The following is a 16,660-nucleotide window of genomic DNA, read 5'->3' as shown; positions in this document are numbered from 1 at the left end:
CTTTTCTCTTTTTAGAATACAAAAAGCCTTGATCTTAAAAAATAAGATCAAGGCTTAATAAACAAAGGCCCATCACTTATCTTTCAAGACTTGCTTGCTGGAATTAGCACGGTGTTCCTATTACAGAACCCGCTGCTGAGGTGTCATAGGGCCAGTCCCTCTACCTCTCTGGATAAGTAAATTGCTATATTATTATTTGGTTCAAATTGTATATTTCGAATTATAATTCTGAAAAAATGAAAAGTCAATCAAATTGGATATATTTAGAAAAATCAGTTTTTAATACTTTTATTTATCTATATCGTATTTCGCTTATAATAAAAAAAGATATGAAAGGAGTTATAAGATGGACCCCTTACTTCTAGCTACTATAGGATTACCCTTAACAATCGTTATACTTGTCATCATCGGCTTCTACAAACTCTTCATCAAAAAGAAAAGTATCACTTCTTTTTATACCCCTTTCGATAATATTACCGGGCAAACTATTTCCGAATTTCACGAAGAACAGAAGATATTAGTATCCGAGGATGAAGATGGAGATGGCAAGAAGAAAAAATAACCTTGCATAGGCAAGGTTATTTTTTCGTTTCTGCTTGAAAACGTTTATAGTATGTCGATGCTGTTGCAAAATTAATTTCTATATCACGAATCAACGATGAATCTTCTTCTTTAGCTAACTTCTGTAATTTTTTCATTGCTTGTTCTGATTCATTCAAGAAACCAACATATACCTCATGTTCTTGCTCTTTCGATTTTGGAACACGAATTTCTTTACGTATATGATCAATATCTTCTAACATGCTAGTTGTTACCTTTTGCACATCTTCTTTATATGTAGCATTCGTTATTTCCTTACCGCCCTTTTCTTTTGCCACTTCAAATAACTGCAGTGCTTTATTAATTTCTTTATTGATTTTTATATCGTATTTTTCATGTACTGCACGGTATTCTTTCATCTCTTCTGTTTGTTCAGTAGATTGCTCTACCTTTTCTTTCGTATCTTTATTTCCATTACACCCTGCTAGAAGGAGCATACTTCCCATTACAGCAATACCCAAAACCTTCTTCATCTCTTCTTCTCCTTTTATCTACAGCTATTACTCATTATAGTTTCTTTTATCTCCACTTGTTATTATACCGAGAACGCCCTACTTTTTACACTTAAGACGACATCGTAATATATATACCAACATGTTTGTCACAGTATCGTCACTTTATACAAATAACTTTTGCAATGCTTTACTACTCACCTGTTATGAAGTGACCTTTGTCAATAGTTTTTCACCCATAATATTTTTCTTGATGGCATACAAAAGCTTCAGAAATAAGATCTATCGACAGTTAACCACTCTGTTATTCGTGGATTGGTTACCTCAGGTTAATGGTTCGTCGTTAGGCTCTTATAATCTCACTGCGTGGATCACACCTTTTCAAATTCTAATAAATAGCTTGTTTATCAGAATTTCAGCCATGCCAGAAGAGGTGAGTCATAGATAGCCAGACCTGTAATTCACTATCTCTGAAGCTCATCTATGCCATCAATTGATACCTTTGGTTTCTAACTATGAATGAATCAATCAACTTCATATCCTTCCCTCTTTATTTTCGGTGAATTTTACCTGTTTCTAATCCCCATATAAAACACCCCAGTTCTCTTGCGATAGCTGTAACGGCAACATTTCTAGGTTTCCCTTGATATATCATGCGATAATATTTTCTTTGTAACCTTTCTACAGCCTGATCCGCATAAGCAATCACTTCGCTTCGTTGCCCTTTTTGTCTTGCTTTCACTCGCTTCGATTTTAATCCGATTGTTCCTTTTACCAACGCATTTGCACATTCTACAAGAGTAGACCTAACGGTCGAATTTCCTTGTTTTGTAATCGAACGTCGACTGATTTTTTCTCCACTTGAGCTTTCGCTTGGTGTCAATCCTACATAAGCCATAAATGCTTTAGCCGTGGGAAAACGAGTGAAGTCTGCAATTTCCACATGAACAGTCATTGCCGATGTTGTATCTATACCTTTTAAGCATCTTAAATTTGCGATTGGTTCTTCGTACCTTTCACGATGAGATAATTCTTCTAATCTCAGACTGAACCGCTCAATTTTATCGACTAGAACATCATACTGTAATAGGTATTCGCCTAACGTTTCTTTGAATAATCCTTGTAGATCAAGATTCTTTAACCATTTCATATAAGCGATTGTCCAGCTTGATTTCCCTTCATACACATAGCCATGCCTTAAAAGGAATGCTTTTATCTGTTGTTTTATTTTTTTCAAAGATGTTTTAAAATCACCTAACATGCGGATATACTCTTTCACGGCAACATCCTCTTCTTCTGGAACATATACTTCTTTATAGGTGCCATTTGCTAAATTAAGAGCAATCATTTTGGCATCGAATTTATCATTTTTAACCATTTTATTTTTTGATGAACTGTACATTGTTGTGGGAGCTAAAATATCACAATCAATTCCATTTTGTTCAAGAAGATTATGAAGTGAATACCCTAAACAACCAGCCTCATATCCAGCTTTAATTTTTATATCTTCACCATATTTTGTTTTCAGTTTCTCAACGAATTTTTTTACGAGAGATACATTTGAAGCACATCGTGCTTCTCTTACAATTTCCCCAGTTGTTCCGTGTAGTGCACATAAGCTAAAACTTTCCTTGTGGACATCCATCCCAATATAGATTATATTTTCCATAGTGGCCTCCTATTATCATAGGGTATAACCCCATTCATAATGTTTTCATTCATTATTATGGGTTAAAATCCCTGACTTGATAATCTAGGAGGTCGCTTCATATTATCTTACAAAACTGTAAGCACACATAAAGAACAAACCATGCTAGACTTACATATGCATAACGCAAACATATGTAAGGTTTTAAGGAGAATCATCTATGTACAACACAATACTTTTTATGGGAGAAGATATTCGTGTCCTTATTCGCGAAAAATCACTTCATATCGAAAATACAGAGAGCCTTCGCCGCGTATTAAAGAAGAAGCATGCTCCATTTAAGTTAGCTCAATATTTAAAACAACAACATACAAATCAATTTCATACCGTGCTCAATATATCGGATAAATCATTAACAATCGAAATCATCGGTCATGTCTACATTGGAAACTTTGCAGATACCTTAAAGGAAATCCCACGTATACCGAAGATTGCTCCTATTATCGTTAAAAAAGCGTATAAAATTACTGACCATACCGATATTATCGACTGTGGGGAAAAAGAAGTCGATAGTAATCGCTGGGTGTGGGATAAACTTGCTGTTTTATATGATACGATCATGAATAATATGTATGAGGTATTTCAAAGAAATGAAAAAAAGAACTGATTCAAACATTCCCTTTGAATCAGTTCTTTTTTGTTAAGCCTCTAAATTTTGTTTTTGCTGCAGTTCAAACTGCTTCTCACTTCTTCTGGCCATAAATAGATAACATAACACTGCTCCTACTTCACAAAGCGCAATAACAACCCCCATCGGTAATGCTGTATTACTTCCACCGATACCTACTAGCGGCGCAACAAGAGCTCCTGAAATGAACTGTAATAAGCCTAATAAAGCTGATGCTGTTCCTGCAGCTTGTTTCTGATTTCTCATCGCTAATGAAAACCCAGTTGTTGATACAACCCCGACACTTGATACGACAAGGAATAACGAACATAAAACACCGATTAAACCTATTCCTAGTACGATTGTCAGTAGTAAAGATAGGCCACCAACAGCTGCGATAATAATACCAGCAACAAATAATGTCTTCTCATTCACTTTCCCCGCTAAACGACCCGTTACCTGACTAGCAATAATAATACCGATGCCGTTAATCGCAAAGAATAAACTAAATTGCTGTGGTGATGCTCCGTATATGTTCTGCAACACAAATGGTGAGCCCGAAATGTATGCAAACATTGCCGCTGTTACTAATCCTTGTGACAATGCATATCCCATAAACAGACGGTCCTTTAACAATTTTCCGTACGTCGCCAAAGTCCCTGACAAACCACCCGTTTCTCTTTCTTCAGGAGGTAATGTTTCACGCAATACAAAAGTAGCTGAGATTAACATGAATACACTAATTGCTCCAAGAACGATGAAAACACCGCGCCACGTTGTAAACTGTAATAATTGCCCCCCAATAATCGGTGCCAAAATAGGTGCTGCTCCGTTTACTAACATAAGCAGTGAGAAAAACTTCGTCATTTCAGAACCTGAATACATATCACGTACCATCGCACGTGATATAACAATCCCGGCTGATCCTGAAGCTCCTTGTAGGAAGCGCAATAACACTAATGTCCAAATAGATGGCGCAACAGCACAAAGTAAAGAAGAAGCAACATAAATAATAAGAGCAATAATAAGAGGTTTGCGTCTTCCGTAAATATCACTAATTGAGCCAACAAATAATTGTCCTACTGACAGCCCAAGCAAACAAGCTGTTAATGTAAGCTGCGCGAGGGATGCACCTGTTTGCAAATCATCCGTTAACTTCGGTAATGAAGGCAAATACATATCAATAGATAATGGTCCAATCGCCGTAAGTGTTCCTAATACAAGAATCATCCATAACCTGTTTGCCTTTACAGGTTTATATATTTCGTGATTAACTTCATTCACTTTTTCAATTCACCCTTTCCTATACAAACTGAATCGTAACAATTATAGTTACATCATAAACATACGTCAAGTACAGCGCGTTTTCCTCTTTCATAATGTAAAAAAAGCGATAGAAATTCTATCGCTTTACTTTTTCACATTGCTATTCGTAAATTTAGATACTGAGGACATCATCTCTCCCGTATCTAAATATGTAATTTGAATTGGGTCTCCTACTTCTGTAAACATAGCATATGGGAATTTCTTCACCGGTATCATAAATACCTTTTGTTCATTCTCTAAAAGTACGTACACGATTGTATTTTCACCTGATTTTTCTTTATATACACGTTGTACAATACCTTCTTTTTGCGCTTCTTTTCCTGTTGAGGTTGGTCTAAATGTATCACCATTACCGCTCATTACGTTTTTATAATTCTCAAGCGCTTCTTTCTGCGAAGAACCTGTCGCAAATATTTTTGCATTAGCAGCATATACAACTGTATGTGCACGTACTAGGCCTCCGTCATCAACAACCGGAATAATCCAAGCTGGTTTACCGTATACGTTATAAATGACAGGCATTGTCCCATGCCATTTCTCTCTCTTAAAGGAATTATCTACTACTTCTGTAGCTGCTGAACCATCCATAATCCCCTTTACTTCTTGTCCATTATAGTAATATAGCTTGCCTGTGCGTGCATCTACTAATGAATAGCCTAGGGCTGAATCTACTCCTTCTTTTGGAGAAGTAAAGTCTGTAAAATAATACAGTGTTCCATCTTTACCAAAGATCGGGGTCACGCCTTCTTTCGTTCCCCACTCAGTCGGAATTTTCATATCTGTTTGTGAGAATTTCGTATTCCAAAATCCGTGAATATATTTACCAAAGTACGTATTTAACGTAGATGCAGTCTCATGATTTAATACACCATCAACAAATTTAGGTGCCTTTCCTTTATCATATCTTTTCACTTCACCTGTTTGTGCATCTACTACGACAACACCTTCTACCTCAAATCCAGATCTTCCTGAAATAAATTCACCATACGTCATTGTATAATATGGTTTTCCTTTATCATCAACCTCAAATTTAGGTTTTCCTTTAAAGATTAAATTTGGTTCTGCTTGCCTTACCACACGCTCTAAATTATTACCAAAAAACATGCTTGGCACATATTTCATTTTATAACCGAGGTGCAGTTTCGCTTCCGCATCAGGATTCGTACCTGACATCGTTACATACCCTGGAATTGTCTCAGCTTTACGCGCTTTAAAAAATCCTGAAACTTCAATCGGCGCTACATATAAAGCTTCGCCGTTTACCATTTGTGGCGTTAATTCTCCTAGCTCAAAATAAGCTACTTTCGGAATATCACCAAATACTTTTTTCATCTTATTCTCCGCTGTCTTTGGCGGCACTGTAAACGGCTGGTCATTTTCAGTAAATGGCTCTGAAATATCTTTCTCTACCTTAACAACAGAATCATATTTCTTTTGCGAGATTACTATATCGTGCAAATAACCAAAGTAGCCGTAACTTGCGAGTAAAATAAACATTAGAAGTCCTTTTAATGTACCTTCTAATTTCCCTATTTGATCTTGTGAAAATAAAACAAGCCCAATTAAAATTGCTACTGCAACAGAATAATGAGTAAGAATCGAGTCTACCCGATCATCAATTAGCCAAAAGTATTCATAGATTGCAATACCTATCCAAAATAAAACAGGAATAACTAAAATAGATGATTTCTTACCCTTTACAACCTTCTTATCTCCCTTCTTATCCACTGCTCGAAGCTTACTACTACTTCTTGTCCATGGAATCAAAAACAAAGTAAGAATAGCTAAAACTACAAATTTCATCAAAGGCACTGTCCCCTTTTCTTTTGTATTCCCTTTTAGTATAACAAATAAAGGGTATTAAGGTGAAAATAGGAATAGTTATATTTTTTTACTACTTAATACAATCCCGCTCACTACATATAGAATAGATGCAATATAAAAAATTGTACCAATCGTAAAGAAATCTACTAAATATCCCGTGGCAATAACCGCTACTGCTCCGCCAATGGATGTCCACACATGGTATTTTCCAATCTCATAACCAGCCTTTTCCTGCGCAACCTTTCGTGCTAATGAAGTCTTCTCAGTATTACGCTGCACAGCACCTAAAACTCCCATTACAATTTGAAGAATATACACATGCCATACTTCCGTGGCAATCGGAAAGCAAAGCATTAAGATTGCCATGGACCAAGCGTATATGATTAATAATTTTTTATCACCTACTTGATCAGATATCTTTCCCACTAGTGGATATACAAGTGCTGATGTTAAAGCAAATAAGCCATACGCCCAGCCAAATTGCGAGAAGCTATTTCCAATGTTTCGAAGCAATAATATATAAAAAGGAAATACCATACTTCCTGCCATCATGATGATACTTTGCGAAGCCAGAAATCTTCTATATGTCATTTCGTATACTCCCTATAAAATAAATTCACAAATCTCTCTTCTGAATCTACTTCCTTCTTTTTCTTGAGAAATTCTTCAATACGAGGATATGCCCTCTTTAACTGCTCTTTCGTTGGATAAGAATAGTACGGCAAATAGTAACTACCGTTATGCTTTAAAGTAACATCAATCATCTTCCGAATGACATCCTCTGTTTTCTTTATCTCACTCTCTGAGCGTCCCTGGTTAATCAAAAGAACCAGCGCAAACATATCATCTTTCGCATAGGACAAAACTGCATTTTCATTCTTTTCCACGTAACGAATCGTAATGTTGAGTAAATTAAACTCTTCTTCATTTAATACGTTACGTAAATCATCTATATACTCCGTGAAAGCATCTATAGGCACAAAGTATTCTTGTAACACTTCGGTCCTATTTGGATTTTCATATTCCATAAAAGCACTATCTGATCTCATAACATTATTACGCGTCTCATACTTTCCATCTGTACGTTCAAAATAACCTCTTTGTATATCCCAAAACGTATTCTTTCCCCAATCACTATAACGTGATAACCCAAGTAAAAATTTCGGTACCGCTATAATATTTTCTTCCTTTAATTCACTGTACTCTTCTCTCATATTTTGATTTTGTGCCAAAGTATAATCTGTCACATACATCTCTTTTAAAAATGAATTTGGAGCAACAGAAATACGCGCTAAGTGCATACGAACATTTTCATCTCTTTTCACTTTCTCTTTGAAATAAGATACGTATTCTTTATAATCTATCATTCTCGTGTGCATTTCATATAATTCATCATCTGTTAACTTCAGCGTCACATCTAAAATAACTCCAAATAAACCGTAACCCCCAATGACATATGGAAATAACTCTGCATTTTCTTCTCTACTTACATTACGTACCGTACCATCTGCCATTAACAATCTAAATGAATCTACTGTATCAATTAGTGCCTCATGACGAATATCACGCCCGTGTACATTTACACTTAATGAACCACCAACAGTAAAAATATTTTGAGACTGCATGACCTGTACCGCAAGGCCATATGGATTTATTTTCTTCTGAATATCATTCCACGTGACACCACTTTGAACTGTAATCTGCTTCTTCTCTGGATCAAATTCTAATATTTTATTATATCCTTTCATATCGAGCATCGTGCCATTTGGATAATATGTCTGTCCTCCTTGGCTATGTTGCATGCCTGCAATGGAAATTTTCTCTCCTGAAACTTTTGCATCTCGCACTAATTTTATTAACGAGCGCTCTTCCGTAGCACTTTCAACACGTTTTATTTTTGTCGGAAGCAATTTACCTACATCACTCATAATAGGATGATCAATTTGTTTTTTATACGTATGTACAGACGTTGCAAGCAAAACCGTATATGCAACAATGACCGCCGCTATCTTTCCTTTTTTCAAATGACACTCTCCTCTTCTACATCTTTTCCTCTTTATATTGTACCTATTTTCCTATGAAGAAAGAATACAAAAAAGAGGGACCTTATTTTAGGTCCCTCCTTATCAAAACTGTTACTTTGCTGCTGGCAATTGTATTGGGTCAAACTTTTCATACGACGTATATTTTGCGTTCGTAATAATGTGTGCTTTATCCTTGCCATTGCTACTCATAATCATGTCTATCTTTGCTGATTCATATTTAAAATCTTTTGTAATGATATATTCTGCATCCACTTCTTCTATCTTCGCATTTTGTGCTTGTAACATTTTCTTCTGCGTTTCATCCATGCTAGTTAACATACTTTCTGTTTCTTGCCCTTTTAATGTAAATTTCAGTTTATATTTATCTCCGCTTTTCTCCAGCTTCATTTTATCTAAAACTACTTCCGGTACTTCTAATTTATCTATAATATCTTGAGTCGCTTTCATTCCACCAGCGTTTAATTGCTCCTCTGGTACGGTTACAACTTCTCCTGTATTAGGGTTTTTTACCTCACCAGCAACTTTACCATCCACAGTATACACTACAACATCTGTACCGGAAATATTCATTTCAGAACGAGAATTCTTTGTCTTTGGCTCTAATTGCATCTTAGCCTTTAATATATCCATCTCTGTTCCCTCAGCTTTTACCCCTACACCATATGTCATCGTTACATGTTCTTCATTTTTAAAAGCTTCATTCGTTTTCTTGAAAACATCTTTCGCCGTTAATTCCTTTTCTTTTTGAACGGATTCTTTTTTCGGCTCATCCGTCTTTGCTGTTTTCTCATTACTACACCCTACCCCTAGACTGATTGCAAGTACTAAACTTGAAACAAAAATAATTTTTTTCATACTGTTGCCCCCTTTCCCAAAATAATATCACCTCTTTTCCTATGAAATCTATATAATTTTTAATCTATACTCACTATATAGCGACATGTTTAATAAAGATCTTAAATATGATGTAAATAAAGACAACTCATTTCAGGAGGACATTATGAAGGCGATCATTTGCACACAGTATGGACCACCTAACGTTCTTCAGCTTCAAAATATAGAGAAACCTATACCTAAAAAGAACGAAGTATTAGTTAAAATTCACGCAACAAGTGTATCGACTGGAGATTGTAGAATACGCGGATTTAATAGCCCTCTATTATTTTGGATTCCTATGCGACTTATATTAGGACTTAGAAAACCGAGAAACCCTATACTTGGCGTAGAATTAGCAGGAGAGATAGAGGAGATCGGGACAGATGTAACTCAATTTAAAAAAGGAGATCAAATTTTTGCATTAACAGAACTAAATCTTGGTGGTTATGCCGAATACACATGCGTGCATGAAAGTGGATTAATAACATTAAAACCTACCAATGTAACGTATGAAGAAGCGGCAGTTATTCCTTTTGGTGGAACTTCAGCGTTGCATTTTCTGAGAAAAGGCCGAATAAAAAAGGGGCAACAAGTTCTCATATATGGTGCCTCTGGATCAGTAGGAACAGCTGCCATACAACTCGCTAAATATTTTGGTGCGATCGTTACAGCTGTTTGTAGTAATTCAAATTTTGAACTAGTGCAATCTTTAGGAGCGGATAAAGTGATTGATTATACGAAAGAAGATTTTACTAAGCGGCGCGAGCGTTACGATATTATATTTGATGCAGTTGGGAAGCATAAAAAATCCCTTTGTAAACAAGTATTAGCGCCTAATGGAAAATATGTATCTGTGAATGGAATGATGGCAAAAGTAAGTAAAGAGGATATGATTCTACTAAAAAGACTAACTGAAACAGAACATTTAAAACCTGTTATTGATAGAACTTACCGATTAGAAGAAATTGCTGAAGCTCATATGTATGTGGAAAAAGGGCATAAAAAAGGAAACATTTCGATTACCTTAAAATAAAATATATTCAGAAAACAATATTGACAATTCTTTTTGTAAGATTTACTATTAGTACCATACTAAAAAACTACATACACATACTCTTATCAAGAGTGGCGGAGGGACTGGCCCGATGATGCCCGGCAACCGAGCTTATGACGTATAAGCTAAGGTGCTAATTCCTGCAAAACGAGTTTTCGTTTTGGAAGATAAGAGAGGAACCTATTTCGTCTATTCGGCACCTCTCTTATTTTGAGAGGTGCTTTTTATTTTGGAACGTATATGAAGGGGGAATCATAGATGAAGAAAGTATTATTAAGCATTGTAAGCGGAGCGGTACTATTATTAGGCGCATGTAGCGCAGGTTCAGATAAACAAGTAAAAGCGTTAGATGAGAAAAAGATTACTGTCGGTGTAACAGGCGGGCCGCATGAGCAGATTTTTGAAAAGGTAAAAGAAGTGGCAGCGAAAGATGGTCTCGAAATTGATATAAAAGTATTTAATGATTATGTAGCACCAAACGTATCCCTCGATGAAAAAAGCCTTGATGTAAATAGCTATCAAACGAAATCATATTTAGACGTATTTAAAGCTGAACGTAATATGAAATTAACCGAAGTATTTTCAACAGTAACATTCCCTATGGGCGTCTATTCTAAAGACATAAAAGATGTAAAAGAATTAAAAGAGGGCGACGCAATCGCTGTCCCAAATGACCCAACGAATGAACTTCGTGCTTTAAAGTTATTTGAAAAAGCAGGGGTTTTAAAAGTGGATCCAAAAGCGACAGAAAAAGCGACTGCGAAAGATGTAATTGAAAATCCAAAAAAATTAAAGATTGTTGAGTTAGAGGCATCTCAATTACCAACACAACTAAGTGAAGTAAAAGCAGCTGCAATTAATACAAACTTTGCATTAGGTGCAAAATTAAGCCCTGCGAAAGATTCCATTTTCCGTGAAGGCAAAGATTCGCCTTATGTGAACTGGGTCGTTGTTCGTACTGAAAATAAAGATGATGTTGTTGTAAATAAATTAAAGAAAGCTTATCAATCTAAAGAAGTAAAAGAATTTATCGAGAAAAAATTTGATGGTTCTGTTTTACCGTCTTGGTAGGAGCTGACGATAATGATTGAATTAAAAAATGTATCCAAAGTATTTACAACAAAAAAGGGGAATGTGGAAGCTCTTAAGTCCACTTCCCTCCAAGTAAAAAAGGGCGAAGTATTTGGAATCATTGGATATAGTGGCGCTGGCAAAAGTACATTAATTCGCTGTGTAAATTTATTAGAAAAACCAACGACAGGAAATATTATTGTAAACGAGCAAGATTTAACAACACTGTCTACAAAAGAACTAGCAAAAGCGAGACAAAAAATCGGGATGATTTTTCAAGGATTCAATTTGCTCAAAACTGTTACCGTTTATGAAAATATCGCATTACCGTTACGCCTTGCTGGCGTTCCAAAATTAGAAATTGAAAAAAGGGTAGAAAAGTATTTACGTATTGTCGATCTTTTTAATCGAAAAGATGCCTATCCGAGTGAACTTTCTGGTGGCCAGAAACAACGTGTTGCCATTGCACGTGCACTATCACATGAACCGGAAGTGTTATTAAGCGACGAAGCAACGAGTGCTTTAGATCCAGAAACAACTGATTCTATTCTTGACCTATTATTAAAGATTAATGAGGAAATCGGGATTACAATTTTATTAATTACACATGAAATGAATGTCATCCAACGTATATGCGACCGAGTTGCTGTTATGGAACATGGAGCAGTAATTGAAAGCGGGACTGTGAAGGAGATCTTCACAAACCCACAACATGTAACAACGAAGAAATTTGTAAATAGTGCATTTGCAGCAAAAATCCCAGCTGAAGTACAAAAAGAACTACAAAGAACCGGAGAAATCGTAACACTTTCATTTATAGGAAATTCTTCTGGTGAACCAGCGTTAGCTATCGCTACAAAACGTTTCCAAGTGTATCCAAATATTTTATCCGGTAATATTACACAGTTAAAACATGAGGCATACGGGAAACTTGTCATTCATATGCAAGGGGAACAAAATGAAATCAACCACGCTTTATCATTTTTACAAGAGCAAGGAATCATCGTAGAAGGGGGTAGAACAGATTATGGGAAACAAGTCCTTTTTGGATGAATGGGGTAAAGTCATATGGGAAGCAACCATTCAAACATTTCAAATGACATCTATTTCACTATTCATCTCTATCCTTATTGCACTACCACTTGGTGTCACACTTGTTTTAACAAGACCTGGTGGGCAGCACGAAAATAAAATCATTTACCCAATTCTTAATACAATTATTAATATCATTCGCTCTCTTCCATTTATCATTCTATTATTCTTCATTTTACCTTTTACAAAGTTTCTAATGGGAACCTCCATTGGTGTACAAGGCGTAATCGTACCGCTTGTCGTATTCACGGCCCCTTATATTGCACGATTAATGGAAACTGCTTTATTAGAAGTAGATCGCGGCGTTATTGAAGCCTATCAAGCGATGGGCGTTTCTACTATAAAAATTATTTGGCACGTTATGGTGAAAGAAGCTCGTCCCTCCCTTGTACTTGGATTAACAATTGCAACGATTGGCTTAATCGGCGCAACAGCAATGGCTGGTCTTGTAGGCGCTGGTGGGCTAGGGGACTTAGCATATCGCTTCGGACATTTACGCTATGAACCTGAAGTAATGTATGCAACTGTCTTTATTTTAATTATCCTCGTTCAAGGATTACAGTCTTTAGGGAATGGTATTGCACGAAGGTTGAAGAAAGATTAAAAAAGAAGGTATCTCACTAAGGTGAGATACCTTCTTTTTTATCTTTTAAATCCACCTTCTGAATGAATAACTTGCCCAGTAATCCACTCAGCTTCTTCACTTACTAAAAATTTAATGAGTCTAGCTGCATCCTTTGGCTCACCAATTCTGCCAAAAGGAAACATCGGCTTTAACCCTTGTTTTATCTCTTCAGTCATCCATCCTGTATCAGTTGGTCCTGGATTAATTGCATTCACTGTTATTCCTAAATGAGCTACCTCTGCTGACAACGTACTAGTAAGAGCATCAATAGCTCCCTTCGTTGTTGCATACGCTAGTTCTCCTACCATAGGACCTTGAAATTGCCCCGAAGTCATATTCACAATTCTACCACCAGATTTTTTATCAAATCCTCGGGCAAATTGACTACTGAGCAATGTAGTCGCACGAATATTCACCATATAATGCTTATCTAATTCTTCAGCAGTCAACGTAGAGAAATCATTATTCGTAGAATATGCTGCATTATTAATTAATATATGAGGGTACCCTAATTGTTCAGTAACTTTATTTATAAGCTCTTTCGGTGCATCATTCTGAGTTAAATCTAACTCCATACTTGAGACTTTAACACCGTTTTTTAGTAACTCTTCTTTTAATTGTATTTGTTCATTTTTATCAACGCCCCAAGGCATCTCTTTATCGTAAGCTGTCCAATACGTAAAAAATATATCGTATCCTGATTCAGCTAATTCTTTACAAACCGCTGCGCCTATACCATCTAGACGACTTACCCCTGTAATAACTGCTACTTTATTTTTTAATTGGTTCATCATATACTCCTCCAAGTTTAAAGGACGCATATTTTATATAAGAGATATAAACTTTCCCAAAAAAAAGACAGATACATAAAATAGGCACCTATCCTTATAAAAGGGATGTACAATCCAAATATGCATTCCTTGAATGATTTACAGATGACTAAATAAACCCTCGCTTATGAGAGCAAAATTCATCTATCTAGTTTCTAATCATTACAAGTTCATCCACATATTGAGTCTTTGTCTCCTTTACATATATCTCCAAATTTTATTTTAGCACTAAAGATTTAATATTTCAAAAAATAAAAGAACCACTCCTATTTATAAAGTACCGTGTACTATAAACCATAGTGAATAACTAATTTAAATTTAAGTGTATACATTTATCATTACCTATTCGTTGTATAAGTGTAGGGAGGAAAAGTGATGGGAAAAGAAAATATATTTACCTCCTATCTTATCAATCTAGGGGAGGAAGTGTTCAAACTACTACTAGCGAAAGGGGCTATAAAAGAAGATGCAGAAGACATCATCCAAAATACCTTCTATAAAGTATACACATTGCTAGATAATCTAACCGAGAGTAACATACGTCCATGGTTTTTCAGAGTCGCATTAAATGAATACATTGATTTAAAACGCAAAAAAGAACAGCAAAACATCTGCTTAACTGAAGAAATCTATTCAAAACTTCAATATACAGACCGAGAATTGGATACAGTTTTAAATAAAGATGAGATTTTCTATTTATTAAAAGATATAAAATTAGAATATAAAGAAGCCTTCTTTTTAAAATATTATTACAATTTTACATACGAAGAAATCGCTCTAATACTAGATATTCAAGTAAACAGCGTCAAACAAAAATTACATCGTGCACGTAAGACAATTCATTCTAAAGTAGGAGGAAAAAATTAATGGATACTTCTTTAAAAGATGCTTTAAAAAAGGCTAAAAGGAAACAGTTGCTTAAAATCATCATTACCTCTATTATCGTTGTCATGATGCTTATCCCTATCATTTATAAAGTTGGCAATTACTTCGCAGCGAAAAGCTCTACGAAACTTCACGAACATCTCTTTTTACATAACGCAATTGCAGAACCGAATGTACAAATTGATTCTCAAGTAACAAGTAATTCATCTATGTTTGGCGGCAATATTATATCAAACCGTTCCAAAAACATTAACGGTTATGTAGTCCCATGGAACACATTAACAAGTTCTTATGGTTGGTTCCTGACTCATATTGACTTCAATGAGTTAACACCTGGCTTTTATTGGTCAGATACAAATTTCTATGAGTATGATAAACAAACAAAGAATAAATTTGCGACATTTTATAATCCGGCTATTAAAGATTATCACGATGGTGTGCAAAATGAATTAGGTGAAGTTTCACAAATGAACAACTATGTTGCCGAAGTTGCCATCTCTTTCAATCAACCCTATACATTAAAAGAGGTTCAAACAAAAATACCAGATAACTTAAATATCGTATGGCTATATATGACCTCACCAATCAGAGATGAAAGTAAAGGACCTGCTGGTATGCCTGTTTACGGATTCAATCCAGACAAGTCTCCTAAAGAAGCGTACAAAGAGTTCATTGATTCACTTAATCAATACGATGACGATGGACATGACGAAGATATACAGAAGTTTTTAAAAGCAAACAAAAACAAACCATTTGATCAAGTGAAAATTTTAGGTGTTATGCTAACAGGAAAAACGGAAAACTTTAAAGCATTAGAAAACCAAGATTTTATTCGCGGTGCTTCTGTAGGGGTGACTGCGCAAGTTGTTCCTTATATAAAGCCAGAGAAATAATACGTAATGCCCAGATACACTAAAAAAACTACATGAATCTGTTTACTATGGGAGCTCTCTACTAAAATAGATAGCTCCCATACCACATTTATTCTTCACCTTCCAAAAATAAATTTCAAAATGCTTTATGTACAATTTTACAAATAAAAAATCATAAACTTGTTCACATTATATCCATTGTGAATTTATTCACAATGGATATATAATAAACTTGTAAATACAATATTGGAGGGATTTCAATGGTTATCAATTTTTTAAGAACTGATAAACGTGCTACTTTCATATTATTACTTTTACGGCTTTACATAGGGTATACATGGCTCGCTGCTGGGATAGGCAAAGTCTTCGGACAATCTTTTGACGCAAGTGGCTTTCTAAAGGGTGCTATTGCTCAAGCATCAGGTGACCACCCTGCAGTACAAAGTTGGTGGGCAGATTTTCTTCAACATTTTGTCCTTCCAAACGCAGACCTATTTAGCTTTTTAGTTCAATGGGGAGAAATTTTAGTAGGTCTAGGTTTAATTTTAGGCGGATTAACAAAAACAGCTGCATTTTTCGGAATCATAATGAATCTTTCATTTTTATTAAGTGGAACTGTTAGTGTAAACCCAAACCTGCTTATTTTGACTATGTTCATTTTAGTTGCAGGGCAGAACGCTGGACGTATTGGATTAGATGGCTATGTTTTCCCTAAACTTTTCCGTAAAAACAACCACGGAACATATAAATTAAGTAAAACTGCGTAGTAACAGTTTACTTTTAAAATATAAAT

The 16,660-nt window shown here is 35.5% G+C and carries 17 protein-coding genes and 2 riboswitches; of the genes, 9 read left to right on the top strand and 8 right to left on the bottom strand.

Annotated elements, in window-relative coordinates; translation table 11 throughout:
• Positions 1-73: 73 nt before the first annotated feature.
• Positions 74-179, bottom strand: a riboswitch (SAM riboswitch).
• Positions 180-346: 167 nt separating this feature from the next.
• Positions 347-562, top strand: a complete 216-nt coding sequence (locus MHH55_RS29275) for a DUF3951 domain-containing protein (RefSeq protein WP_000371388.1) — start codon at positions 347-349, stop codon at positions 560-562.
• A 16-nt stretch (positions 563-578) separates the two neighbouring features.
• Here the strand turns inward: MHH55_RS29275 and MHH55_RS29270 are convergent, their stop codons facing one another.
• On the bottom strand, positions 579-1,073 hold the full coding sequence (locus MHH55_RS29270) for a hypothetical protein (RefSeq protein ID WP_000756541.1): 495 nt from the start codon (positions 1,071-1,073) through the stop codon (positions 579-581).
• Between the two features lie 529 nt (positions 1,074-1,602).
• Positions 1,603-2,721: an IS110 family transposase gene (locus MHH55_RS29265; RefSeq protein ID WP_340880263.1), complete on the bottom strand. Its 1,119-nt coding sequence runs from the start codon at positions 2,719-2,721 to the stop codon at positions 1,603-1,605.
• A gap of 199 nt (positions 2,722-2,920) precedes the next feature.
• Between MHH55_RS29265 and MHH55_RS29260 the strand changes: the two genes are divergently transcribed.
• Positions 2,921-3,367, top strand: a complete 447-nt coding sequence (locus MHH55_RS29260) for a hypothetical protein (RefSeq protein WP_078186935.1) — start codon at positions 2,921-2,923, stop codon at positions 3,365-3,367.
• Between the two features lie 33 nt (positions 3,368-3,400).
• On the opposite strand, the gene MHH55_RS29255 is transcribed toward MHH55_RS29260, so the two are convergent.
• From MHH55_RS29255 to MHH55_RS29235, 5 genes are all read right to left on the bottom strand, one after another.
• Complete coding sequence (locus tag MHH55_RS29255) at positions 3,401-4,660, bottom strand: multidrug effflux MFS transporter (protein WP_224200803.1); 1,260 nt, start codon at positions 4,658-4,660, stop codon at positions 3,401-3,403.
• A 117-nt stretch (positions 4,661-4,777) separates the two neighbouring features.
• Entirely contained in the window at positions 4,778-6,496 is a 1,719-nt protein-coding gene (locus tag MHH55_RS29250) for a DUF3981 domain-containing protein (protein WP_078186936.1), read from the bottom strand.
• Between the two features lie 78 nt (positions 6,497-6,574).
• Positions 6,575-7,108: an MFS transporter gene (locus tag MHH55_RS29245; RefSeq protein ID WP_078186937.1), complete on the bottom strand. Its 534-nt coding sequence runs from the start codon at positions 7,106-7,108 to the stop codon at positions 6,575-6,577.
• Positions 7,105-8,541, bottom strand: coding sequence for an FAD-binding oxidoreductase (locus MHH55_RS29240; protein ID WP_000715436.1), 1,437 nt, complete (start codon positions 8,539-8,541; stop codon positions 7,105-7,107). The genes MHH55_RS29245 and MHH55_RS29240 overlap by 4 nt, the downstream gene beginning before the upstream one ends.
• A gap of 111 nt (positions 8,542-8,652) precedes the next feature.
• Positions 8,653-9,417, bottom strand: a complete 765-nt coding sequence (locus tag MHH55_RS29235; RefSeq protein ID WP_000720094.1) for a DUF6612 family protein — start codon at positions 9,415-9,417, stop codon at positions 8,653-8,655.
• A gap of 145 nt (positions 9,418-9,562) precedes the next feature.
• Between MHH55_RS29235 and MHH55_RS29230 the strand changes: the two genes are divergently transcribed.
• The 4 genes from MHH55_RS29230 (at position 9,563) to MHH55_RS29215 (ending at position 13,259) form a co-directional block, all read left to right on the top strand.
• Complete coding sequence (locus MHH55_RS29230; protein WP_025690511.1) at positions 9,563-10,471, top strand: NAD(P)-dependent alcohol dehydrogenase; 909 nt, start codon at positions 9,563-9,565, stop codon at positions 10,469-10,471.
• Between the two features lie 80 nt (positions 10,472-10,551).
• A riboswitch (SAM riboswitch) is annotated at positions 10,552-10,666 on the top strand.
• An 84-nt stretch (positions 10,667-10,750) separates the two neighbouring features.
• Complete coding sequence (locus MHH55_RS29225; protein WP_000756980.1) at positions 10,751-11,563, top strand: MetQ/NlpA family ABC transporter substrate-binding protein; 813 nt, start codon at positions 10,751-10,753, stop codon at positions 11,561-11,563.
• Positions 11,564-11,575: 12 nt separating this feature from the next.
• Positions 11,576-12,616, top strand: a complete 1,041-nt coding sequence (locus MHH55_RS29220) for a methionine ABC transporter ATP-binding protein (protein ID WP_000571355.1) — start codon at positions 11,576-11,578, stop codon at positions 12,614-12,616.
• Positions 12,591-13,259: a methionine ABC transporter permease gene (locus MHH55_RS29215; RefSeq protein WP_000527136.1), complete on the top strand. Its 669-nt coding sequence runs from the start codon at positions 12,591-12,593 to the stop codon at positions 13,257-13,259. Before MHH55_RS29220 ends, MHH55_RS29215 begins: the two co-directional genes overlap by 26 nt.
• A 38-nt stretch (positions 13,260-13,297) precedes the next feature.
• Here MHH55_RS29215 and MHH55_RS29210 read toward each other — a convergent pair whose 3' ends face one another.
• The gene (locus MHH55_RS29210) at positions 13,298-14,074 is read right to left on the bottom strand and encodes an SDR family oxidoreductase (protein ID WP_002182367.1); all 777 of its coding nucleotides are present in this window, start codon (positions 14,072-14,074) and stop codon (positions 13,298-13,300) included.
• Positions 14,075-14,485: 411 nt separating this feature from the next.
• Between MHH55_RS29210 and MHH55_RS29205 the strand changes: the two genes are divergently transcribed.
• The 3 genes from MHH55_RS29205 to MHH55_RS29195 all read left to right on the top strand — a co-directional run bounded on the left by MHH55_RS29205 (position 14,486) and on the right by MHH55_RS29195 (position 16,634).
• A complete protein-coding gene (locus MHH55_RS29205) occupies positions 14,486-14,977 on the top strand; it encodes an RNA polymerase sigma factor (protein WP_048538437.1) in 492 nt (163 codons plus the stop codon).
• Positions 14,977-15,888: a sigma factor regulator N-terminal domain-containing protein gene (locus tag MHH55_RS29200; protein ID WP_006920121.1), complete on the top strand. Its 912-nt coding sequence runs from the start codon at positions 14,977-14,979 to the stop codon at positions 15,886-15,888. The genes MHH55_RS29205 and MHH55_RS29200 overlap by 1 nt, the downstream gene beginning before the upstream one ends.
• Positions 15,889-16,127: 239 nt before the next feature.
• The gene (locus MHH55_RS29195; protein WP_000236367.1) at positions 16,128-16,634 is read left to right on the top strand and encodes a DoxX family membrane protein; all 507 of its coding nucleotides are present in this window, start codon (positions 16,128-16,130) and stop codon (positions 16,632-16,634) included.
• Positions 16,635-16,660: the final 26 nt, after the last annotated feature.

The organism is Bacillus sp. FSL K6-2944, from assembly GCF_038005385.1.
Classification (GTDB): Bacteria; Bacillota; Bacilli; order Bacillales; family Bacillaceae_G; genus Bacillus_A; species Bacillus_A cereus.
This window is presented reverse-complemented; position numbering and strand designations above follow the sequence as displayed.